The sequence below is a fragment of the Rhizobium sp. BK650 genome (assembly GCF_014195325.1).
Classification (GTDB): Bacteria; Pseudomonadota; Alphaproteobacteria; order Rhizobiales; family Rhizobiaceae; genus Rhizobium.
In genome coordinates this window covers 711,265-734,486 of sequence record NZ_JACIBK010000001.1, presented here as the reverse complement: position 1 = coordinate 734,486, position 23,222 = coordinate 711,265, and the positions used below count along the sequence as shown (strand labels likewise).

The following is a 23,222-nucleotide window of genomic DNA, read 5'->3' as shown; positions in this document are numbered from 1 at the left end:
GTCAGCACCGTCTTGGCCGAAACACCTGGCGCGCAAAGTGCCAGGCGACATATTGCTCGGCGTAGGGATCGGTCGATGAGATGCCGTCGACCGGAAAGATGATGTTGATGCCTTTCTGGCCCGCATAGGCGGCCGTATTCAGCACCGCGACCTCGCGCTAATCCCGCTTCCTTTACCTCCCGCGTAATTGATAGGGTGCACCGCTTCGCTGATGATCGCCCTGCCTGGAATTGACGGGCGATCAAAAGGAGATGACCCGATGAACGACGCAACCACCAACGCCCAGCGCTACCTCGCCATCTGGAACGAGACGGATGCCACCCGCCGCCGCGCTCTCATCGCCGAGAGCTGGGCGGATTCCGCAACCTATGTCGATCCGCTGATGCGTGGCGAAGGCCATGAGCAGATTAACTCGCTTGTCGAGGCCGTGCAGAGCCGCTTCCCCGGCTTCCGCTTCGAGCTGATCGGCTCGCCCGACGGCTATGGCGATGTCTTGCGCTTCTCCTGGGGCCTCGGCCCGGAAAATGGCGAAGCGATGATCAAGGGCACGGATTTTGCCGAACTCGAAGGCGGCAAGCTGAAATCCGTCCGCGGCTTCATTGATCAATTGCCGGAAGCCGCTTGATGACGCCGACCGCCCGCTCTCTTGGAGACCAGCTGCGCGAATGGCGCCGGCGCCGCCGTATGAGCCAGCTGGACCTCGCGCTGGAGGCCGATATTTCCCAACGGCATCTGAGCTTTATCGAGAGCGGGCGCTCGACCCCGAGCCGTGAGATGCTGCTGCATCTGGCCGAACGCCTGGGCGTGCCGCTGCGCGACCGGAATCCGCTGCTCCTCGCCGCGGGTTTCGCCCCTGTTTTCGCCGAACGCAAGCTGGATGATCCCGCCCTTGAACCGGCCCGCAGGGCAATCGACATGGTTCTGAAAGGTCACGAACCCTTCCCGGCGATAGCCATCGACCGCCATTGGACGCTCGTTGCCGGTAACGCCGCAATCGCACCGCTGCTCGAAGCCGTCGCCGATCGATCCTTGCTGGAACCGCCCGTCAACATTCTGCGGCTCAGCCTGCATCCGGCTGGCCTCGCGCCCCGGATCGCAAATCTCTCCGAATGGCGCGCCCACCTTCTCGACCGCCTGCGCCAGCAGATACCGGTCTCGGGCGATCCCGTTCTGGAAAGGCTGTTGAGAGAGCTTCTGTGCTACCCCGCTCCGGAAGCCACCGGCGAAGCCCATGCCGACCTCGCAGGCATCGCTGTGCCCTTACAGCTTTCGACCAAAGCCGGCCTGCTCTCCTTCATCTCGACAACGACCGTCTTCGGCACGCCTGTCGATATCACGCTGTCGGAACTGGCGATCGAAACCCTCTTCCCGGCCGATGAGGAAACGGCCGCGATCCTGCGTGGCCATCTCGCCAATTAAGGATCAAAATTCGACGCCCGGTTGCCCCTTGATGCCGGAGCGGAAGGGATGTTTGACGAGTTCCATCTCGGTCACGAGATCGGCGATCTCGATCAGTTCCTCCTTGGCATTGCGCCCCGTCAGCACGACATGCGTCATGTAAGGCTTCTCGTTCTTCAGGAATTCCACCACCTCGTTGATATCGAGATAGTCGTAGCGCAGCGCGATATTGATCTCGTCGAGCAGCACCATGGAATTGCGCTCGTCGCGGATCAGCTCCTTGGCCTTTTCCCAGGCAGCACGGGCAGCCGCCACATCGCGCGCCCGGTCCTGCGTTTCCCATGTAAAACCCTCGCCCATCGTATGGAACTGGCAGAGATCGGAAAAATGCTTCTCGATCAGGTCGCGCTCGCCCGTCCACATCGCGCCCTTGATGAACTGCACGACCGCCGAAGGCTTGCCGTGGGCGATATGGCGGAAGATCATACCGAAGGCGGCCGACGACTTGCCCTTGCCCTTGCCGGTATGAACGATGATCAGGCCTTTCTCATCCGTCTTGGTCGCCATGATCTTGTCGCGGGCGGCCTTCTTCTTTGCCATTTTCTCGGCGTGACGGGCATCGTCCTTTTCGGCTGGTACGACTGGCTCTTCGCTCATGATGGCTGCCTGCTTTCTTCTTAGTTTCGTTGATGTCTGTGAGATCGAATCGCGCCGAGTTGCTGCGCGGCGTCCAGAGCTTGCGCTCGATCGCCTCCATGAGCCGCTCCTTCATCTCGGAAAGCGCAGCCGGGTTCTTCTCGGCCATGAAATCGCGCACCTTAGGATCGGCGACGAAGGCCTGATAGACAGCCTCGAAATGATGGTTGCCGACGGCGCCCGTCGTCGCCGCAAAGGCGAAGAGATAATCGACCGTCGCCGCAATCTCGAAAGCGCCCTTATAGCCGTGGCGCATGACGCCCTCGATCCATTTCGGATTGACGACGCGCCCGCGCACCACCCGCCCGATCTCTTCTTCCAGCGAGCGGATGACCGGCTTCTCCGGCCGCGAATGGTCATTGTGATAGATCGCTGGCCGCGCCCCGCCCAACGCCTCGGCCGCCGCCGCCATGCCGCCTTCGAACTGGTAGTAATCGTCGCTGTCGAGCAGGTCGTGCTCCCGATTGTCCTGGTTCTGCACGACAGCCTGGATGGACCGCAGCCGCTCCTCGAAGACGCCGCGCTCGGCCTTGCCTTCGTCACCCGCACCATAGGCATAGCTGCCCCAGACGAGATAGGCTTCGGCGAGATCCGCCCTCCTCTCCCAGCCCTTCTCGTCGATCAGCGCCTGCAGCCCGGCACCGTAGGCGCCCGGCTTCGAGCCAAAGATGCGATACCCTGCCCGCTTCGCCGCCGCCTTCTCATCGAGCCCGGCAGCCGTCAGCCGCGCCGCCTCGCCCCGCATGCGCTCGGCAATCGGATTATCGGCGGCATCTTCTTCCAGCGCCCCAACCGCACGGATCGCCTTGTCGAAAAGCGCGATCTGCTCTGGAAAGGCGTCGCGGAAGAAGCCGGAGATGCGCAACGTCACATCCACCCGCGGCCGCCGCAGCATGGCCGGCGGAATGATTTCGTAGCCGGTGACGCGCCGCGAAGCCATGTCCCAGACCGGCTTGACGCCGATCAGCGCCAACGCCTGAGCGATATCATCGCCGCCGGTGCGCATATTGGAGGTGCCCCAGGCCGTCAGCCCGAAGCAGACGGGCCAGTCGCCGTGATCCTGCGCGTAGCGGCGGATCAGCAGTTCGGCCGATTTCTTGCCGAGCTCGTAGGCGGCCGGTGTCGGCACCGCCCGGCTATCCACCGAGTAGAAATTCCGCCCCGTCGGCAGCACATCCGGCCGCCCGCGCGTCGGTGCGCCGGATGGCCCGGGAGGCACAAAACGGCCATCGAGGCCGCGCAGCAGGCTGGCGATTTCGGCGGGACCGCAGGCGAGGATGGAGGGCTTCAGGCGGGATTTGATTTCGTCGAGCACGACTCTGGTTTGCGACCAGAAGGGTGGGCAGTTCATTTCGCCGGAAACGAGCTTGGCGGCGAGCAGCTCGATGCGCTCGACCGTGTCGCCGTTGGTGCGCCAGGGGGCGTCGGTGACATCGGCGAGGATTGGTGGTTTGAGGCCAGTCCAGATGGCGGCTGTATCGCAGTCGAGAGGGTCGAAAGAAGCCCCCTCCCCAACCCCTCCCCACAGGTGGGAGGGGCTTGCTGGACGCACCGCCTCCACCTCGTCTAAGACCACTGAACTTGCCGCGAGTGCGAGGCTAAGTCCCTCCCCCTTGTGGGGAGGGGTTGGGGAGGGGTTTTTCAACGCATCCCCCGCAATCGCCCGCTGCAAACTGGCATCCCCACCCTCACCCAACCCACGCGGCACCCGCGCCAGCGCCACGGTGAGATCCGTCAGCAACCGCCCCCCGGGCGACACCCCGAACACATGCAGCCCGTCACGGATCTGCATTTCCTTGAGATCGCAGAGATAGGCATCGAGCTTCTTCAACGCCTCGCCTTCGCTCTCGCCCTTGGCAATCCCCGCATCCCGATCCAGCCCGATATCCGCAACAAGCTCGAGGATCTGTCGCGAAAGCAATCGGATCCGCCGGGGGTCGCCGCCCGAAGCCTCGTAATATTCATCGACCAGCGCCTCCAGATCCTTGAGCGGCCCGTAGCTTTCGGCCCGCGTCAGCGGCGGCGTCAGATGGTCGATAATGACGGCACCCGTGCGGCGCTTGGCCTGCGTGCCCTCGCCGGGATCGTTGACGATGAAGGGGTAGAGATGCGGCACCGGCCCGAGGATCGCTTCGGGATAGCAGGTCTCCGACAACGCCAGCGACTTGCCCGGCAGCCATTCCAGATTGCCGTGCTTGCCCATGTGGATCACCGCGTCAGCGCCGAACTCTTCGCGCAGGAAGGCATAGAAGGCGAAATAGCCGTGCGGCGGCACGAGATCCGGCGAATGATAGCTTTCCTTGGGATCGATATCATGGCCGCGCGCCGGCTGGATGCCGATCAGCAATCCGCCAAACCGCGCGAAGGGCAGCGCGAACGCATCATCGCGGATATAGGGATCGGCCTCGGGATCACCCCAACGCGCCGTCACCTCATCCTGAATCTGAACGGGAAGAGATGAGAAGAAGCGCTTGTATCGACTCAAGGAAAGCGTCTCGCGCACCACCTTGCCGTCGAAACCGGAATTGGTCGGCCCCGCCATCAGGTGCCGCATCAGCGCATCACCATCATCAGGAATATCGGCGACAGGATAGCCGGCTTCCTCCATCGCCCGCATCACCTCGATGGTGCCGGCGGGCGTATCCAGCCCGACGCCATTGCCGAGCCGTCCGTCCCGGTTCGGATAGTTCGCCATGACCAGCGCGACCCGCCGCTTCGAAACCGGCCGCTGCCGCAGCCGCGCCCAATTGGCGGCAAGGGCTGCGACATAGGCCATGCGTCCGGCATCCGGCTCGCTGGAAACCATATTGGCCTCGACCGCTGCATCGTAGCGAGCGGCAGCCTTGAAGGAGACGGCACGCGACAGCACCCTTCCATCCACCTCCGGCAGCGCGACATTCATGCCGAGATCGCGGGCCGAAAGCCCCTGCGAAGAGGCTGTCCACGCCTCCCGCGACGAGGCCGAAAAGATAGCCTGCAGCACGACGGCGTCATTGGCCTCCAGCACCGTCGGTTCACGATCGGCACCGGGGGCGGAGACCGCAAAGCCTGTCGTATTGATGACGACATCGGGGTTGAGTTCGGCGAAGATGCTTTCGAGGATGCCTTTGGAGATGGGATCCTTGAGGCTGTAGGCGAAAACCGGCAGCGGGCGCAGGCCTTTCGCCTGCAGGGCTTCGATCAGGGCTTCGACGGGGCGGGTTTCGCCGCTTTGGACGAGTGCGCGGTAGAATGCGATGGCGACGACGGGTGCTGCGTGTCCCTTCTCCCCGGCGGGGAGAAGGTGGCCCGAAGGGTCGGATGAGGGGGCCTCCCCACAAACCTCGAAATCGTGCTCCTGTTGCTCCGTCTCTCCGTCGCTCGCCCCCCTCATCTGCCCTGTCGGGCATCTTCTCCCCGCTGGGGAGACGACAGAATCGGCCAGCCCCTTCCACTCATCAGTCCCAACGAGCCCCCGCCCCGGCCACCAGACCCCGGCCTTCATCAGCGGTACAGCCGGTGCCGGCTTTTCTTCTCCCGAGAGCATCGCGGCCGCATAGGCGAGAAACCCCCGCGCATTGGCATTGCCGCCCTCGATTAGGTATCCCCAGAGCGCATTCAAATCCTCCAGCGCCACATTGGAAAACGGCGTCAGCCCTGCATCCGGCTTGCTATCCCCCGGCAGCACCGCAATCAACGCCCCGCTGCGCACCGCTACCGCATGCAGCGCCTCCAGCGCATAGTGGAAATAACTTGCCCCACCCAGAGCCCGCACGATGATCAGCTTCGCATGCCGTGCGGTCCGCTCTGCATAGGTGTCGACCGACATCGGATGCTTCAGGCTCATCAGGCTCGCGAGCCGCAGCGAATGCTCGGCCGACCTGCTGGCGTAAGCTGCGGCGATCGCCGCAAGCTCGGTATCGGCGGCCGACAGGAACAGGATATCGCCCGGCGACTGGCCAAGGTCGATCGCCTCGTCCCCGTCGTTGATCGTCCCCTGTTGAGCAAGAAGCAGATGCATTGATTACCCTCAGACGAGCGCTTCGATCGCATTGCGCACCGCCCCCTGATCCATCTCGTGCAGGCCAATGACGACGAGGCGCGTGTTGCGGACTTCAGCCGGAGCCCAGGCGCGGTCGAAATACTGGTCGATGCGGGCGCCTACGGCCTGCAACTGCAGACGCATCGGCTTGCCGGAGACATCGATGAAGCCTTTCAGCCGGAGTACGTCATGCTCGGCGATGATGCCCTTCAGCTTCTCGACGAAACCTGATGTATCCGAGACAGCGCCAAGCTCGACGACGAAACTGTCGAATTCGTCGTGGTCGTGTGGCTCACCATCCTCATGCTCCAGCTCGTGATGGGACTTGCGGTTGACGACATCGTCTTCCGTGCCGATGCCGAGGCCGAGCAGCACGCTTGCCGGCACCTCGCCGTTCTTCGCTTCGATCATGACAGGCTTGCGTGCAATGCGCGAGGCGACTTCGCTCTTCACACGGCCAAGGCCATCGCTGTCGATCAGATCGGTCTTGTTGAGAACGATCAGATCGGCGCATGTCAGCTGATCCTCGAACAATTCCTCGATCGGGCTTTCATGATCGAGCGATTCATCCTCCACGCGGCGCGCATCGACGGCATCGTGGTCATCGGCGAAGCGCCCGGCGGCAACCGCTGCGCTATCCACCACGGTAATGACGCCGTCGACGGTGACTTCGCTGCGGATATCGGGCCAGTTGAAGGCGGCGACGAGCGGCTGCGGCAAAGCGAGGCCCGAGGTTTCGATGACGATATGGTCAGGGCGCTGGTCGCGCTCCAGAAGCTTCGTCATGGTCGGAATGAAATCGTCGGCGACCGTACAGCAGATACAGCCATTGGTGAGCTCGATGATGTCGTCCTCGGTGCAGTTTTCCGCACCGCAGCCCTTCAGCACATCGCCATCGACGCCGAGATCGCCGAACTCGTTGATGATGAGCGCGATCTTCTTGCCGCCGGCATTGGTGAGCAGGTTGCGGATCATGGTCGTCTTGCCGGCGCCAAGAAAGCCGGTGATCACGGTTGCGGGGATTTTCTGCTGCATGGAACTAACCCTTCATTTTCAGCGGCAGACCTGCCGCGATGAAATAAACGTCCGAGGCGGAAGCCGCGATCATCTGGTGCAACCGGCCGGCATGGTCGCGAAACTCCCGCGCCATGCGGTTCTCGGGCACGATGCCGAGGCCCACTTCATTGGAAACGATGACGAGCCGCGCCTTTGCGTGAGGCAGAAAGGCGGCAAGGGCGGCGGACGGGGCAGCGATATCGCGCCCCTCCATCATCAGATTGGTGAGCCACAGTGTCAGGCAATCGACGAGGATCGCCCTGCCCTCCGCGTCGATGGCGGTCAGACGCTCGGGGAGATCAAGCGGTTCCTCATGGGTGATCCAGCTTGGGCCACGTTCGGCCTTATGCTGGTCGATGCGCGCCTGCATTTCGTCGTCCCAGGCGCGGCCGGTGGCGATGTAGTGGCGTTCGAGGCCGCTGGTGGTGATGAGGTTCTCGGCGAAACGGGATTTGCCGGAGCGCGCGCCGCCGAGGATGAAGGTGGCGGTCATGCGCGGACGCCCCTTGCGGCAGAGAGTGTGGCATCCCCCTCTGTCCTGCCGGACATCTCCCCCACAAGGGGGGAGATCGGCCAGAGGCGAGACCGTCGCCCTACATCAATTGTTTGGGGAGACCCGTGCCGCGATTCAATCTCCCCCCTTGTGGGGGAGATGTCCGGCAGGACAGAGGGGGGTATCGCACACTCGACATAAGCGGCTGAAAGCACCGCGCCGCCGCCGCTATATCGCACCACACGAGGCAGCGCTGAATCACATCCTTCAGCCAAGACAACCTCCGTGCTGGCAGCGGGCAAAATACCCAATATGGGCTCAATGCCCGGCACGGACGGCAGGTCTCCTGGCTCGCAGTTGTCGGCCGCGATAGGGGCAACCGTCTCCGGTCGCCCCTGATCGTGCCAGCGGATCTGCCTCGCCTTCCCGGCTGCATCTCGTGAAAAGGCGGACGATTCGTAGAAAGAGAGGCGTCCTGCCCCGGCTGATCACGATGCATTTCCAGTGGCTTTTCCGGCACCTGTCCCGCCTTGCCCGTCCGCAGGATGCGGGCCGTCGGCGCGGCGGTCGAAATGCCGGACGGAAGACCCTGACTGCTCTACAGTCGCGGGGTCGGCTGTGATGAAGGCGCCCGGTTTGGGTCCGCCTCGTCACATTCCCTTTTCATCCGGAAGGCGTCAGGCCGATCCGGAACCATCCATTATATGGTTTCATGGTTAGGCGCACGCAACCCCGGTGTCAATTGCCGCTCAATGCGCCACAGAGGTTCATCTCTACTTATACTACCAATATTATCGTGTTTATTCAAAAACTTACGTCATAAAAACTTTACTGTCTGGCCGGGATTTTGCCGCAATTGGCAAGCATGCGGGTGCCGCCTGCCACCTTGACCGTTCCTCCTGCCGCCTAGTTCTCCTATGATGCTGTCCCGAATGGATATCCGCCGCTTCCGGCCCCTCACGATTATTTTCGATTTGGGACGCCTGCGCGCCCTCGCCAGACAAAGTGAAATGGGCCTTGTCTTTGCCGGCGCGCTGGTCGGCATCGCTGCGGGGTTGGCGGTCAGCGCCATGAGTTTCCTTTCCGAGGAGATGCACAGGCTGATCTTCGGGATAGAGACCGAAACCCGGCTCAGCGCTTCGCAGATCGACAACAAGTTCCTGCTGATGACGGCGCCTTTCGCCGGCGGCATCTTGCTTGGCCTCTTGATCTTCATCCTGGCAAAGTGGCGCAAGAAGCCGATGGTCGACCCGATCGAGGCCAATGCGCTGCATGGCGGCCGCCTGTCGCTGACCGACAGCATTCTCGTCGCGGTCCAGAACATCATCTCCAACGGCTTCGGCGCCTCGGTCGGTCTGGAAGCCGGCTATACGCAGCTTGCAGCCGGCATCGCCTCGAAATTCGGTCTGAAACTGCAGCTGCGTCGGGCCGATCTGCGCGTACTCGTCGGTTGCGGTGCGGCCGGCGCCATCGCCGCAGCCTTCAACGCGCCGTTGACCGGCGCCTTCTACGCCTTCGAGCTCATTGTCGGCACCTACACCATCGTCTCGCTGACACCGGTCGTCGTCGCAGCCCTCGTCGCCACACTGGTCGCCCGCCTGCTAGCCGGCAGCGATTTCGTCATCGATGTCGGCAGTTTCGGTGCCGTTCAGCCGGCCGATTACGTACCAGCGATCGCACTCGGCGCCTTCTGCGCCGGCGTCGGCATCCTGCTCATGCAGGGCGTTTCCTTCGTCGAGGAACTGGCGCGCAAGAGTTCCATCCCGCTGCCCTTCCGCCCGGCGCTCGGCGGCATCGTCGTCGGTCTGCTGGCGCTGGTTTCGCCGCAGGTTCTGGCCGCCGGCCATGGCGCACTGCATCTGAACCTCGCCAATGAAGTCACGATCCCCGCCCTTGTCAGTCTGTTTTTGCTGAAATCGGTCGCTTCGGCGGTTTCGATCGGCTCCGGCTTCAGGGGCGGCCTGTTCTTCGCCTCGCTCTTCATGGGCGCCCTGCTCGGCAAGCTCTTTGCCTATTCGGCGCCCTATTTCGCCGACGCGACGCTGACGCCCGTCATCTACGCCGTGGTCGGCATGAGCTCGCTTGCCGTCGCCGTCATCGGCGGGCCGCTCACCATGACCTTCCTGGCGCTGGAGATCACCGGCGACTTTCCGATCACCGCCCTGGTGCTCGCCGCCGTCATCACCTCGTCGCTCGTCGTTAGAACGACCTTCGGTTATTCCTTCGCCACATGGCGCTTCCACCTGCGTGGCGAAAGCATCCGCAGCGCCCATGATGTCGGCTGGATCCGCAACCTGACCGTCGACAAGCTGATGCGATCAGATGTGAAGACAGCCAGGAACAACATGACACTCGACGACTTCAAGAGAGCCTTCCCGATCGGTTCGACGCAGCGGGTCATCCTCGTCGACGACAGCGACAAATATACAGGTCTCGTGCTCGTGCCAGAGGTTTATGCCAATCCGATCAGCACGCAGGATGAAGGCCAGAGACTGTCGGATTTCATCCGCTACAAGAACGATTTCCTGCAGCCGCAGATGAATGCCAAGCAGGCGGCAGCGATCTTCGACAAGACCGAAAGCGAAGCACTCGCCGTCGTCAACAATCTCATCGAGCGCAAGGTGATCGGGCAACTCAGCGAAAGCCACACGCTGCGCCGCTACAGCGAAGAACTCGACCGCCGCCGCCGCGAGGTCTCAGGCGAGATCTGAGGTATTTGCCGCGCGCTGCGAGCATCTCCGCTCACATCCTGACGGTCATGCCACCGTCCACGGTCAGCACATGGCCATTGACGAAGGAAGCCGCACTGCTCGCAAGAAACAGTGCCGCGCCGCCGATCTCATCCGGGCGGCCCCAGCGCTGGATCGGGATGCGCTGGCGCACGAAGGGCATCAACTCCTCGTTCGCAGCCATCACCGCGTTCGTCTCGGTAGCGAACCAGCCAGGTGCAATCGCGTTGCTGGTGATGCCGTATGGGCCGAATTCGACCGCCATGCCGCGCATCAGGCCGGTCAAACCCTGCTTGGCCGCCGGATAGACGCAATCGCCGGGCATGACGACATGGCCGCTGATCGAGGTGACCGCGATCAGGCGGCCATAATTATGCCGCTTCATCAGCACGGCGGCATCCCGCGACAGCGTCATCGCCGCGGCCAGATCGGTGCGCAACAGCTCGATGATGGCATCGTCGTCGAATTCCGCCAGCGGCCGCCTGTCGCGAACTCCGACATTGTTGATCAGAATATCGAGGCGGCCATGGACCTTTTCGATGTGGGCCATCAGTGTACGCTGAGTCTCTCGGTCGACGATGTCGAACGCGGCGGCCTCCGCCGTGCCGCCGGCGGCGCGAATAGTCCTTACCGCCTCCTCCAGCGTCGCCGACGTGCGCCCGGTGACGATGACATGCGCCCCAGCCTCGGCAAGCGCGCGCGCCATCTCGAAGCCCAGGCCGCGGCCTCCGCCGGTCACGAGCGCCACCTGGCCCGCCAGCGAAAATCTATCCAGTATGTTCATGGTCTCATCGCTCCCGACCGGCGCGTCACAGCAATAATTAATGGACTGAGTCAACTAATTTGGCAATAGCAGAACGCCGCGACCGCAACCTCCTTCAGCCAGATATCCTGCGGGGACGCCAAGGGTCCTTTCCTGTAGAATCCGGCCTAGCCGAGCAATCCTGCAAGCCAGCGCGGATCGAGATGATCCTCCAGGCTGCTTGCGACCTCGTCGAGCGCCCGGTCGATGCTCTCGCGGTAGTTGGCGCTTTCGCCTGAGAGGCCGAAGCTTTGAAGCAGCCGGCTACGGTAGGCGTCGCTGCCGAAGAGGCCGTGCAGATAGGTGCCCATGATCCGCCCGTCGGGCGAGACCGCACCATCGGCCAGGCCGTCCACGATCGCCGCCGGCCGCTCGCAATCCGCGCCCCGCGTGATGCCGAGATGGATTTGATAGCCCGACAGCGGCACTTCATATTCCGCCGAATGAGCAGAGCTATTGCGCACCGTCTTCTCCGGCGCCATCGTCGTCTCGACATCAAGCAAGCCGAGCCCTTCGATGTCGGTCACCGCCCCTTCGATGCCCAGTGGATCACGCACCCTGCGGCCGAGCATTTGGTAGCCGCCGCAGATGCCGATCACGCGGCCGCCCCGCCTGACATGAGCGGCAAGGTCGCAATCCCATCCCTGCGCCTTGAGAGCGGAAAGATCTGATATCGTGGATTTCGAGCCCGGCAGGATGATGAGCCCCGCATCGTCGGGCAGCCGCTCGCCTGATCTCACGAAGACGAGCTCGACGTCGGGCTCGGCCCGCAGCGGGTCGAGATCGTCGAAATTGGCAATGCGCGGCAGCACCGGCACGGCGATCTTCAGCGCCCGTCGCTCGCCCTTCGCTAGCCGCTCCAGCACGACGGAATCTTCCGCCGGCAGCCGCCCCGCCGCCTTCAGCCAGGGCACGACGCCAAAGCACGGCCAGCCTGTGAACTGCCCGATCGATGTGATCCCGTCGTCGAACAGGCTTACATCCCCACGGAACTTGTTGATGATATAGCCCGAGATCATCGTGCGGTCTTCTGCCGAGAGGATCGCATGGGTGCCGACAAGCGAAGCGATCACGCCGCCGCGGTCAATATCCCCGACGAGCACGACCGGCACGTTCGCCATTGTCGCAAAGCCCATATTGGCGATGTCGCCGGCCCGGAGATTGATCTCTGCCGGCGAGCCCGCTCCTTCCACAATGATAAGATCGGCCCCCTCGGAAAGCTTCGCATAGCTTTCCAGCACGGAAGCGAGCAGTTGCGGTTTCAATCGTTGATAATCGCGCCCCTTCGCCTGCCCGAACACCCTGCCCTGCACGATGATCTGGCTGCCATTCTCGGACTGCGGCTTCAAGAGCACCGGGTTCATATGCACTGAGGATGGTGTCCGCGCCGCCAAAGACTGCAGCCACTGAGCCCGGCCGATCTCCCCGCCGTCATCGGAAACCGCAGCATTGTTCGACATGTTCTGCGGCTTGAAGGGCCTGACCTTCAGTCCGCGATTGGCCGCCAGCCGGCAAAGCCCCGCCACGAGGACCGTCTTGCCGACATCCGAGCCGGTTCCCTGCAGCATGATAGCTCTGGTCATAGGCGTCGATCCCTGGGGTGTCTATCCGTGATAGCGTTTCCGGCAGGCCTACAATGAGCGTTGCAGGCGGGTCAACAGGAACCCAGAAATGCGAAAACCGCGATCAGGCCATCAGCCCAACGCGGTTTGCCATAAAACGCTGACGCCTTCATCATTACACGATGAAGCTCGCTTTCTCCGGGACGCTCTACCTGATCCGGAGAAGCAGCGGTTGTCCCCCGCCGCGTCACAACAGATAACGGCACATTCTTACCGGATGGTTATTGAACGCGTGCTTCGACGTGAATTTCGACCTTTTTTGCACTTTTCCTAATTTTTCTTCTGAAACGATGTTCGTCCTCGCCGTTAACGTGCACCTCCACCGACCGCAGTTAAAGTAATACTTTTCATGAGCTTGAGCGTAAATTCTTCGGATTCAATAGTTTAGTGACTGATACAGCCCAGAAAGGGAGTTGATTTGTTGCCGCAATTCCGTAGGCTTGCTAATAATCAACCATCGCTAGAAATGGCTCACGACGAGCCGCCGGAAATCCAGACGAACGGCGCCGCGGACAGGAAAGCCCGGCGAACCATATGTTCCCCGGGCAACTGGCACCTGACGCGGAGCACCGATTTGTCGGCTAATTGCCCCGACACATGCATGTTCGATCATACAAAAATTCGGGGAACTTATAATGAAGGCATTTTTCACATCGTTCATCTTTGCCCTCTCCCTATATGCGGGGATGCGCGAGGCGCAGGCTGCCGGATGCGGCAAGGTTTCGATTGCCCAAATGAGATGGAGTTCCGCCGGCATTGCCGCGAACTTCGACAAATTCATCCTTGAGAAGGGCTACGGCTGCTCTGTCACCATCGTCAATGGCGACACGTTGCCGACATTTACTTCCATGAATACCAGCGGCACGCCCGATATCGCCTCGGAATTCTGGGTGAAGGGGTTCAAGCCGCAGCTCGATGACGCCATCAAAGCCGGCCGCCTGGTCGAGGGCGCCGAAATCCTTGCCGACGGTGCGATCGAAGGTTGGTACATCCCCAAATTCATCGCCGACGCGAACCCGGATATCGGCTCTGTACAGGATGCGCTAAGGCACCCGGAACTCTTTCCCGACACCTACAATCCTTCGCGCGCTGCCGTCTACAATTGCCCGGAATCCTGGGCCTGCGAAATCTCGACGCGCAATCTCTTCCGAGCGCTCAATGCCGACAAGCTCGGCTTTGCGTTGATCGACAGCCGCACCCCCGACGATTTCGATGCTTCGATTGCCCGTGCCTTCGACAACAAGGTCGGCTGGATCGGCTATTACTGGTCGCCAACATCGGTCATCGGCAAGTATGACATGAAGCTTCTTAATTTCGGCGTGCCGCATGATCAGGTCGAATGGGATGCCTGTACCTCGGTTCGAGGCTGTCCCAATCCTAAGGTGAACGCCTATCCGGTGTCGCAGGCCTTCACGTTGATAACCCGATCATTCGCCGATCGCGCCGGCCCGGTCATGAATTATTTGAAGGCGCGCAGCTGGGATAACGAGACCATCAGCCAGGTGCTGGCATGGCAGGACGAAAACGGCGAAGACAATGAGAATGCGGCCCATTACTTCCTTGAGAATTACGAGGAACTATGGAGCCACTGGGTTCCAGCCGATGTAGCCGAGAAGGTCAAGGCCAGTCTATAAATCGCGTGAAACAAGGACTGGACGATTCGTTATGACTGGCACGATGCCCTTCCCCGATCGCGATACCGTCGCGGAAAAATTCGCCGCACTTTCGGAAGCCGACAAATCCTATCTGTCGCTGCTGATGGAAAATCCGGCCCAGGACGACAATCTGCTTGAGGGCCTGCACCGTCATCTGGATCTCGCCTCTGCCTCGCGCTTCCTCAACTCCTTGAAGCTCGAAACCCTCGGCAAATGGATCGGGCAAGCCGCACCTGCCCGGCTGCAGATCAGGCTCATGGAAACGGCACGTTCCAGCCAGCACCCCGCCTATGCCGCATTCCGGACCGGGCTCACCCGATCCGGCGGCCTGGAAAAAGCCTATCCGGCTTCGAAAGTCTGAAACTAATTATCTCTTTGCAGCGTGGTTGACACTGCGGCCCGCATCCTGCGTTGCGTTGACAGCGTTTGCCGTATCCCGGCCCACCCCGCGGATCGTGTTGGCACACGAAGACAGCGCAAGAAGGATCATCAAGGCTGATGCGATTTTACCCGTAGTCGTCATGTGCGAAATCCTTTTTTGAAATCAAGCCCGAACGGCTGAAGCCGTCCGGGCGGGATAACGCATTCGTGAGCGAAAAGTTCACCGGCTACAGCATCGGCTCGAAAACCGGAATCGATTTTTCGGAAAGCCTGATGCGTCAATCCAGAGTTAGAGCGCCGTGCGTCCGAATGGACAACCTCCTGAAAGCTCACATCTAGGCGAAATCACGCAGCCGCTGCTTTCGACCTCTCGGCGAAGGATGCGCGGATGCTGTCGGCAACCGTCTCGATCGGTCCCGTCATCTGCGAAGCCGTCAAAAGCTGAATATCGAACGAGCCCAGTTCCGGCAGCCCTTCCTGGATTCCGAGGATCGCCATATCCTCGGCGATATAGGAGAGAGGCAGCGGCGCGATGGCGAGATCGGAGACTACGGCGGCGCGCTGTGCCATCGTATGGGCGCTGAGATAGGCGACACGATAGGGCCGCTTGTTACGCTCGAGCTGGGTGATCGCTTCCTGCCGCCAGATGCAGCCGTCTTCCCAGATCGAGATCGGCAGCGGGTCGCGGCGATGGGCTGAGCCGCACTTGGCGCCTGCCCAGACGAGCCGTTCGCGATAGACCACCTCGCCACCGGTCGGGAACGGACGCGTGGCACAGTTGATGAGGGCGAGATCGAGGCGTTGTTCCTCCATCCGTTTTTTCAGACCGATGCTCATGTCGATCGTCACGTCGACCATGATGCCTGGATAGGTCTGCGCGAAGCTCTTCAGGATCTGCGGTAGCAGCCGCTCGCCGATATCCTCGGGCGCGCCGAGCCGCACCACGCCGCTGAGCTCGGGCATGATGAAGCGCGACACCGCCTCGTTTGAAAGCGCCAGAATGTTGCGCGCATAAGACAGCAGCATTTCACCATGCGTCGTCAGCGTCACTGACCGCGCATCGCGGCGAAACAGCGTCACGCCAAGTTGCTCTTCGAGCTTCTTGATCTGCATGGAAACGGCCGACGGCGTACGAAAGACAGCCTCGGCCGCAGTCGAAAAATTACCGGTTTCTGCAATGGCGACGAAGGTGCGCAGCACGTCGTTGTCGAGCAGAGGAATGGGACGGCGAAACGGGATGGTCATCGTCACATCTTTCAATTTTTCTGAATGAGCGAGGTTATCATTCCATTTGATTGAAAGTCAACCGAACCCCTGTTTTTGCAGGGTGGTCAGCGGCGGTGCCTTTGATCTCAGCTCCCCGCCGCTATCCGTCGGTGCCAAAGCGGCTGGCCTTGAAGCCCTTTCCGTCAGCACTGACCGCAACCGGGCTGCCTCCGCCGCGGCCGCTGGGATAGCTCGTGCCCATCATGCGCGGCGCCGTCAGTTCGACCGTGCTCTCAGGAGACCGCACGGCCCAGACGATCAGAGCCCGCGCGGACATGGCGCCGACGCCGCGCGAAACATGCCGTGATGCGGAGACCGGCAACACCGCGATCTGCTCCACTGTTGGCGCCGGATGGGTGAGCCTGTCGGCGACCAGCGCGGCATTGGCGGGGTTTCGGCCAACGACGAAGCGTGTGAAGTCGGCCTCAGCCGGCCGGACGGATGCCAGGACGGGCGCAATTGCAGGCACTGGCGCAAGGGCGGGTATCGACACCTCGCTCTCAATAATCTCGCTTTCGACGGGTCGCAGCGCCGGAAGCGGTACCGTCAGCGAAGCGAGATCGGCAAAACCACGATCCGCCGCCACCTCGTCTTCCGGCTTGGCCAGTTGCCGCGTCAACCCGATATCGGCACGTCTCTGCGGGGTGGGCAGCATGGCCGTGACGAGGCTTCCGGTCACGACGGGGTCCGGGTTCCTGACCGTCACAGGCGCATCGTCGTCCTCGTCTTCATTGGTGGCAATCAGTATCGGCGCGGAGGCAGCGCCCTTCTTGCGCTGGGCAAGTGCCTGCTGATAGCCGGGCAGCGGCCGTCCGTCCGCCGGCAGATGGATCGTGCGCCCATCCGGGAACAGCCGCGCCAGTTCCTGGCGCGACATGCGCGGCCAGGCGCGCACATTGCCGACGTCGAGATGCACGAAGGGCGAACCCGATGTCGGGTAATAGCCGACGCCGCCCACCTGCATCTGCATGGCAATTCCGCGCAGCGTCGCGAGCTTGACGCCTGGAATATAGAAATCCATCGCCTTGCCGAGCATATGCTGGCTGTGCTTGGCAACCCCGGTATTTCGCGAGCGGTTGCGCAACATGTTGTTGGTCGCCGGCGAGCGATAGGCCGAGACGACGTGGATCGTGTCCGTCGCTCCGCTCTTGCGATAGACTTCCCAGACGAGGTCGAGCAGGCGCGGATCCATCCTGGCCGGCTCGTTGCGGCGCCAGTCGCGCAGGAAGCGGTTGATCTGGGCGAGCCCGCGCTGATCGTACTTGCCGTTCCGCTTGAAGACGATCGTCGCCCGCTCCCCCGTATGCGTGAAGAAGAGCTTCAGCGCCCGGTCCTCCGCCGCTGCCTCGCCCGATCCGGCAATGACGGCGAAAACCAAGGCCGCAACGAGCGCCATACGATGGGCGACGACAGACAGAAACCACGCTGACGCGGTCACCGGAATGGCGGCGATGGCTTGATGAAGGGACACAGGCTTCGTCCTTGGTGCGAGACACGAAAACATCACAGGCACCGCACACGCGGCGGCGTTAAGCCTTCATTATGGTCAACAGATCCTTAAGAGGGGGTTTATCAGCGCGGATTATATGAAGCGCCGACGATTGCGGACGACAGCATGCAACTCACGAGCGACGCTGGTAGAGGAAAGCTCCACCACAATTAACTTGCTCAGGAGGCACGATCTTCGACAGCAACCCTCGCAAAGCGAGCCGAGATCGCATAGTTTCGATCCAGCATTATCAGCGAAACAGGACAAAGTTTGTATACCGAAATAGCCATTGTTATCTTCCTCACCATTCTCAACGGCGTACTGGCGATGTCGGAGCTCGCGATCGTCTCTGCCCGCCCGGCGCGCCTCAAGGTCCTGGCAGACCAGGGAAGCCGAGGAGCGAAACTGGCCCTGCGCCTTGCCGAAGATCCCGGTCGCTTCCTGTCGACGGTGCAGATCGGCATTACCCTCGTCGGCGTCCTCTCCGGCGCCTTCTCGGGTGCGACGCTCGGCGCACGATTCTCCTCCTGGCTTCTGGCGCAGGGGCTTCCCAGTGCCTGGGCAGACGGTCTCGGCGTCGGTTCGGTCGTGGTGGCGATCACCTATCTCTCCCTCATCATCGGCGAACTGGTGCCCAAGCAGATGGCGCTTCGCGCACCGGAAGCGGTCGCGGCCAGGGTTGCGCCGACGATGACCTATCTGTCGAAGGCCGCCCTCCCCCTCGTCTGGCTGCTCGACGGTTCGGGCAAACTCGTTCTCACCCTGCTCGGCCAGTCCGGAAAGAACGCCGATGGCGTCACCGACGAGGAGATCAAGACGGTTCTCGCCGAAGCCCAGAGCGCCGGCGTGATCGAGAGCGGCGAATCCGCCATGATCACCGGCGTCATGCGTCTTGCCGACAGAACGGCACGCGCGCTCATGACGCCGCGGCGCGATGTCGAACTGGTCGATATCGAAGATTCTCCCGAGGAAATCCGCAAGACCATCCAGTCCACATCGCGAACGCGGCTGCCGGCCCGCAAGGGCAGCTCCGACGAGGTTCTCGGCGTTCTCGCCGTCAAGGATTATTACGACGCGCTTGCGGCCAGCCGGTCGGTCGACATCATGACGCTGGTGCGGGACGTTCCGATCATCTCGGACCTCGCCCCTGCCTCCTCGGTGATCGAAGCCATCCGGAAATCGTCACAGCATATGGTTTTGGTTTACGACGAATATGGCCACTTCGAAGGCGTGATCACCTCAGGCGACATCCTGGAATCGATCATGGGCGTCTTCGGCGACGCAGCCTCCGGCGAAGAACCGGCGATCAAACGGCGCGATGACGGCTCCTATCTCGTGTCCGGATGGACGCCGATCGACGAATTCTCGGAATTCATGAACTTCCACCTCGATGAAGACGTCGAATATCAGACCGTCGCCGGCCTCGTTCTGGAAGAACTGAAGCACCTGCCGGAACTTGGGGAAACCTTCGTCAAGAACGACTGGAAATTTGAGGTGATCGACCTCGACGGGCGGCGCGTCGACAAGGTCCTCGTCAGCGGCATGACAAAGGACGAGGCGCGGGCAGAAACCTGAGCTGCACGGTTGGCCGGGATGCCATCGGCCGACGCCCGTGCGCCCCTGCTTGCGATTAGGGCGTGCCATTCTCAGGTTTGCGCTCCATATCCTTCGTTGCGAACTAAGAGGCAGAACAACAATCAGGGAATGCTGATGTCCGCCACCGCTCACGAAGCAGACCGGTTCCATCCAGGCCAGCAAAAGTTTTCCGCCCTCGTGCTCGGGGCGATCGGAGTGGTCTATGGGGACATCGGAACGAGCCCGCTCTATGCCTTCCGCGAAGCGCTTCGCCCCTTCGTCCACGATGGCGTGACGCCGCAGGAAGTCATCGGGCTGATCTCGCTGATGATCTGGACGCTGACATTCATCGTCACGTTCAAATACGTGCTGTTTCTTCTAAGGGCGGACAACGAGGGCGAAGGCGGAACCCTTTCCCTGCTCGCTCTCCTCATGAAGAAAACCAGCCGGCACGCGACCATCTTTTTCTTCGCGGGCATCATTGGCGCCGCGCTCTTCATCGGCGACGCGATGATCACGCCTGCCCTGTCGGTACTGTCGGCGCTCGAGGGGCTAAAGCTTGTGACCCCTGTTTTCACGCCCTACGTGTTGCCGATCGCCGTCGCGATCATGCTCCTCCTGTTCCTGGTGCAGTCGGTAGGCACCGCGTCCGTGTCAAAACTCTTCGGCCCGATAACGCTCCTGTGGTTTGTGGTCATGGGCGTTGGCGGATTTGTCCATATTGCCGACGATCCCTCGATCTTCGCTGCGCTCAATCCGTACTATGCTTTCAACTTCATCACCCATGCCGGTCTGGTCGGCCTCGTGGTGCTCGGCGCCGTCTTCCTGACCGTAACGGGCGCGGAAGCGCTCTATGCCGACCTCGGCCATTTTGGCAGGAAGCCGATCCAGGCTGCCTGGTTTGCGGTGGTCTTCCCGTCGCTCCTGGCAAATTATCTCGGCCAGGGCGCGCTGGTACTTGCCAATCCGGCGGCCGCGTCCGATCCGTTTTTCCTGCTGTTTCCGGAATGGGCGATCCTTCCGGTGGTCATCCTTGCCACGGCAGCCACGATCATCGCCAGCCAGGCGGTCATCACCGGGGCGTTCTCTCTTGCCCGTCAGGCGATCCACCTCGGGTTCCTTCCGCGGCTGGAGATCTGCTTCACCTCCGCCTCCAACACCGGCCAGATCTACGTCCCGGCGGTGAATGCGGCGCTCCTGTCCGGAGTCCTTGCGCTGATCTTCGCCTTCGGTTCCTCCGAGGCCCTTGCCACAGCCTATGGAATTTCGGTCACCGGTGCGATGGTCGTCACGACGATCCTGGCGTTCCAGTTTCTCCGCGTCGTCTGGGGATGGAACGTGGTGACCTCGTTGGCGGCACTCCTGCCGCTCTTCCTGCTCGAAGGCGTCTTTCTCAGTGCGAACCTGCTGAAGATCCACGATGGCGGCTACGTCCCCGTCCTGATCGCCGGGGCGCTGATGGTGATGATGTGGACCTGGAAGAAGGGAACCATCCTTATCCGCGACAGGTCATCGAGAAACAACATACCGCTGATGCCGTTCCTGAAGTCGATTGAACGTCCATCGGATCACGCGCCTACCCGGGTTCCAGGCACCGCGATCTTCCTGACCAGCCTTCCCGACGCCGTTCCGGGTGTGCTCCTACATAACCTGAAGCACAATCGCGTTCTGCACGCGCGCAACGTCATTCTCACCGTCAAAACCGCGGCGCGCCCCTATGTGGCGGAGACGGATCGGGTGACGATCGAAAAGCTGTCGGAGCGCTTCATCAAGATCCAGCTTCTCTTCGGCTTCATGGAAGATCACGACGTTTCCAAATCCCTACCGCTCTGCCGCAAGGCGGGCTTCGATTTCGAGATCATGTCGACTTCTTTCTATGTCGGCAGACGCAAGCTGGTCAGCGACCCGAATGTCGGCCTTCCGGCCTGGCAGGACCGGCTCTTCATCGCGATGGCAAGCTTCGCCATCGATCCCTCGGATTATTTCCAGCTTCCCAGCAATCGGGTGGTGGAACTCGGAGAGCAAATGGTGATTTGACGGCCGCGCTTGCATCGCGCACGTCATCCGCCTTTCGATATGGCTGCCGCATGCAATGGGCACCAATGCGCTCTCAGCTTTCAATTTAGCTGAACATAAAGGCCAGTTCATTTCATTTGTTTGAACCAGCTCGAATACCTACATTTTAGTTGTGACGATGAGGCTGAAGAGAAGGAGGCCGACCATGTCGCAATTAGCAGGCTTCAACATCCTCCAGGCTTTCTTCGCGTTTCGCGCACGCATGTTTCGGGTGGCGATACGTGAACGGATCAGGCAGGAAATGAGGCATTATCCGCCGCATCTCGCGGCCGATATCCGCGCCCTGCCCGCTATCGACGAGCAGTAGCGACAGTTCAAAATCGCTTATGGTACTCATAAAATCTATTCGTTTGAATGATGAGTGCCGCAAGCGCATATTTCATCTCAAGGATGCGGGAATCTTCGTGTCCTGCAAGGAAAGGAAACGGCAATGACCTCGATGACCTATAGAGATGGCGGCAAGGGCCTGTCATCTTACGGCAGACATTCCTCACTCGGTTCCTATGCCGACAAGCTCGCGCGCGCATGGCGCCGGTGGCAGACGGAACGCCAGATCGAATCCATGCCCCTCGACATCCGCAAGGATATCGGCTGGCCGAGCGCCGATGAAACCGGCAAAGACCGTGCCCATTAAAAATAGGGCTCATTGATGCAAATATATGCAATGAATGCGACATACCTCCCAAGCTAGAGGCGGTGCCTGCCCCATGCAGCACCGCCTTCTTCATATCCGCCGCATGCTTTTCCCCATAGATTTTCATAGAACTCCAAGGCCGCAGCGACGCCTTTTGCTCCGCTAGCGCCACAAGTCACGACCAATGTCGCAGATTTGCTCTTCTCAGCCGCATTTATCCATGCGATTGTCGCTTTTGGAACATCGGAGCGACGCTTTCCAAGCAACGAATATACCGTCGCCCTCCAGCATGGATTTTCCGATGAACAAGATGCAGCTCAAGAAACGTTCCGTAGTCTTCTTCATGGTCCCGCAATTCACCATGCTGCCCTTTTCGGCGGCAGTGGACACCTTGCGTATCGCAAACCGCATGCTCGGCTATCAGGCCTATACATGGCGCCTGAGTTCCGTCGACGGCGAAAAGGTCTATTCCTCTTGTGGCATCGGCGTGGAGGCCAATTCCTCGCTCGCCGAAGAGCGCCGCCATCTCGCCGGAGAAAACCGTCCGGGTATGGTGCTCGTCTGTTCCGGCATCGATGTCGAGACCTTCAACAACAAGTCCGTCAATGCCTGGTTGCGCGAATCCTACAATCGCGGCGTTGCCGTCGGATCCCTCTGTACGGGCGCGCATGTGCTTGCCCAGGCAGGTCTCCTTAACGGCAAGCGCTGCGCGATCCACTGGGAAAACCTGCCAGGCTTCTCCGAAGCTTTCCCGCAGGTCGAGGTCTATGCCGACCTCTACGAGGTGGACAACAATCTCTATACCTGCGCCGGCGGCACTGCCTCGCTCGATATGATGCTGAACCTCGTCGGGGAGGATTTCGGCGAAAGCCTCGTCAATCGCATCTGCGAACAGCATCTGACCGACCGCGTGCGCAACCCGCATGATCGCCAACGCCTGCCGCTGCGCGCCCGTCTCGGCGTCCAGAACGCCAAGGTGCTTTCGATCATCGAACTGATGGAAGGCAATCTTGCCGAGCCGCTGTCGCTTTTGGAAATCGCCGAAGACGCCGGCCTGTCGCGTCGCCAGATCGAGCGCCTCTTCCGCCAGGAAATGGGCCGGTCCCCGGCCCGCTACTATCTTGAAATCCGCCTCGACCGCGCCCGCCACCTGCTCGTCCAGTCCTCCATGCCGGTCGTCGAAGTGGCCGTCGCCTGCGGCTTCGTCTCCGCTTCGCACTTCTCCAAGTGTTATCGCGAACTCTACCATCGCTCGCCGCAGCAGGAGCGCGCAGATCGCAAGATGACCATGGCGACAGCTCGACAGCAGGCAGTTGCGGCCTAAGGCTG

Annotated in this window: 20 protein-coding genes and 1 riboswitch; of the genes, 10 read left to right on the top strand and 10 right to left on the bottom strand. The window is 61.4% G+C overall.

What is annotated here, in order from left to right:
- Window position 1 precedes the first annotated feature (1 nt).
- Complete coding sequence (locus tag FHX15_RS03525) at window positions 2-145, bottom strand: hypothetical protein (protein ID WP_246778858.1); 144 nt, start codon at window positions 143-145, stop codon at window positions 2-4.
- Between the two features lie 114 nt (window positions 146-259).
- Here FHX15_RS03525 and FHX15_RS03520 point away from each other — a divergent pair, with 114 nt between their 5' ends.
- Together FHX15_RS03520 and FHX15_RS03515 are read left to right on the top strand one after the other, a co-directional pair.
- Window positions 260-625 (top strand): nuclear transport factor 2 family protein, encoded by a 366-nt coding sequence (locus FHX15_RS03520; RefSeq protein ID WP_246778857.1) that lies wholly within the window; start codon window positions 260-262, stop codon window positions 623-625.
- Entirely contained in the window at window positions 625-1,419 is a 795-nt protein-coding gene (locus FHX15_RS03515; protein WP_184393709.1) for a helix-turn-helix domain-containing protein, read from the top strand. The genes FHX15_RS03520 and FHX15_RS03515 overlap by 1 nt, the downstream gene beginning before the upstream one ends.
- 3 nt (window positions 1,420-1,422) lie before the next feature.
- Here the strand turns inward: FHX15_RS03515 and cobO are convergent, their stop codons facing one another.
- The 4 genes from cobO to cobU are packed head-to-tail and all read right to left on the bottom strand — an operon-like array spanning window position 1,423 to window position 7,664.
- Complete coding sequence (gene cobO / locus FHX15_RS03510) at window positions 1,423-2,055, bottom strand: cob(I)yrinic acid a,c-diamide adenosyltransferase (RefSeq protein ID WP_184393708.1); 633 nt, start codon at window positions 2,053-2,055, stop codon at window positions 1,423-1,425.
- On the bottom strand, window positions 1,946-6,094 hold the full coding sequence (cobN, locus tag FHX15_RS03505; RefSeq protein ID WP_246778856.1) for a cobaltochelatase subunit CobN: 4,149 nt from the start codon (window positions 6,092-6,094) through the stop codon (window positions 1,946-1,948). Before cobN ends, cobO begins: the two co-directional genes overlap by 110 nt.
- Before the next feature lie 9 nt (window positions 6,095-6,103).
- Complete coding sequence (gene cobW / locus FHX15_RS03500) at window positions 6,104-7,150, bottom strand: cobalamin biosynthesis protein CobW (protein ID WP_184393707.1); 1,047 nt, start codon at window positions 7,148-7,150, stop codon at window positions 6,104-6,106.
- Between the two features lie 4 nt (window positions 7,151-7,154).
- On the bottom strand, window positions 7,155-7,664 hold the full coding sequence (gene cobU, locus FHX15_RS03495) for a bifunctional adenosylcobinamide kinase/adenosylcobinamide-phosphate guanylyltransferase (RefSeq protein WP_184393706.1): 510 nt from the start codon (window positions 7,662-7,664) through the stop codon (window positions 7,155-7,157).
- A gap of 318 nt (window positions 7,665-7,982) precedes the next feature.
- Window positions 7,983-8,377, bottom strand: a riboswitch (cobalamin riboswitch).
- A gap of 207 nt (window positions 8,378-8,584) precedes the next feature.
- Between cobU and FHX15_RS03490 the strand changes: the two genes are divergently transcribed.
- A complete protein-coding gene (locus FHX15_RS03490; RefSeq protein WP_184394019.1) occupies window positions 8,585-10,375 on the top strand; it encodes a chloride channel protein in 1,791 nt (596 codons plus the stop codon).
- A 31-nt stretch (window positions 10,376-10,406) separates the two neighbouring features.
- Here FHX15_RS03490 and FHX15_RS03485 read toward each other — a convergent pair whose 3' ends face one another.
- A complete protein-coding gene (locus FHX15_RS03485) occupies window positions 10,407-11,177 on the bottom strand; it encodes an SDR family oxidoreductase (protein WP_184393704.1) in 771 nt (256 codons plus the stop codon).
- Window positions 11,178-11,323: 146 nt separating this feature from the next.
- Entirely contained in the window at window positions 11,324-12,778 is a 1,455-nt protein-coding gene (locus FHX15_RS03480) for a cobyric acid synthase (RefSeq protein ID WP_184393702.1), read from the bottom strand.
- Window positions 12,779-13,452: 674 nt separating this feature from the next.
- On the opposite strand from FHX15_RS03480, the gene FHX15_RS03475 reads away from it, so the two are divergent.
- Window positions 13,453-14,451, top strand: a complete 999-nt coding sequence (locus tag FHX15_RS03475; RefSeq protein WP_184393700.1) for a glycine betaine ABC transporter substrate-binding protein — start codon at window positions 13,453-13,455, stop codon at window positions 14,449-14,451.
- Between the two features lie 31 nt (window positions 14,452-14,482).
- The gene (locus FHX15_RS03470; RefSeq protein ID WP_184393699.1) at window positions 14,483-14,833 is read left to right on the top strand and encodes a hypothetical protein; all 351 of its coding nucleotides are present in this window, start codon (window positions 14,483-14,485) and stop codon (window positions 14,831-14,833) included.
- 6 nt (window positions 14,834-14,839) lie between these two features.
- On the opposite strand, the gene FHX15_RS30870 is transcribed toward FHX15_RS03470, so the two are convergent.
- From FHX15_RS30870 to FHX15_RS03460, 3 genes are all read right to left on the bottom strand, one after another.
- On the bottom strand, window positions 14,840-14,995 hold the full coding sequence (locus FHX15_RS30870) for an entericidin (protein WP_246778855.1): 156 nt from the start codon (window positions 14,993-14,995) through the stop codon (window positions 14,840-14,842).
- A gap of 203 nt (window positions 14,996-15,198) precedes the next feature.
- Window positions 15,199-16,098, bottom strand: coding sequence for a LysR family transcriptional regulator (locus tag FHX15_RS03465; RefSeq protein WP_184393697.1), 900 nt, complete (start codon window positions 16,096-16,098; stop codon window positions 15,199-15,201).
- A gap of 121 nt (window positions 16,099-16,219) precedes the next feature.
- Window positions 16,220-17,590, bottom strand: a complete 1,371-nt coding sequence (locus FHX15_RS03460) for a DUF882 domain-containing protein (protein WP_312861592.1) — start codon at window positions 17,588-17,590, stop codon at window positions 16,220-16,222.
- Window positions 17,591-17,878: 288 nt separating this feature from the next.
- On the opposite strand from FHX15_RS03460, the gene FHX15_RS03455 reads away from it, so the two are divergent.
- The 5 genes from FHX15_RS03455 to FHX15_RS31700 all read left to right on the top strand — a co-directional run bounded on the left by FHX15_RS03455 (window position 17,879) and on the right by FHX15_RS31700 (window position 23,217).
- Window positions 17,879-19,183: a hemolysin family protein gene (locus tag FHX15_RS03455; protein WP_184393693.1), complete on the top strand. Its 1,305-nt coding sequence runs from the start codon at window positions 17,879-17,881 to the stop codon at window positions 19,181-19,183.
- A 135-nt stretch (window positions 19,184-19,318) separates the two neighbouring features.
- Window positions 19,319-21,220: a potassium transporter Kup gene (locus FHX15_RS03450; RefSeq protein WP_184393691.1), complete on the top strand. Its 1,902-nt coding sequence runs from the start codon at window positions 19,319-19,321 to the stop codon at window positions 21,218-21,220.
- Between the two features lie 184 nt (window positions 21,221-21,404).
- The gene (locus FHX15_RS03445) at window positions 21,405-21,566 is read left to right on the top strand and encodes a hypothetical protein (protein ID WP_184393690.1); all 162 of its coding nucleotides are present in this window, start codon (window positions 21,405-21,407) and stop codon (window positions 21,564-21,566) included.
- 123 nt (window positions 21,567-21,689) lie between these two features.
- Window positions 21,690-21,893, top strand: coding sequence for a hypothetical protein (locus tag FHX15_RS03440; protein ID WP_184393688.1), 204 nt, complete (start codon window positions 21,690-21,692; stop codon window positions 21,891-21,893).
- A 301-nt stretch (window positions 21,894-22,194) separates the two neighbouring features.
- Window positions 22,195-23,217, top strand: coding sequence for a GlxA family transcriptional regulator (locus FHX15_RS31700; protein ID WP_184393686.1), 1,023 nt, complete (start codon window positions 22,195-22,197; stop codon window positions 23,215-23,217).
- Window positions 23,218-23,222: the final 5 nt, after the last annotated feature.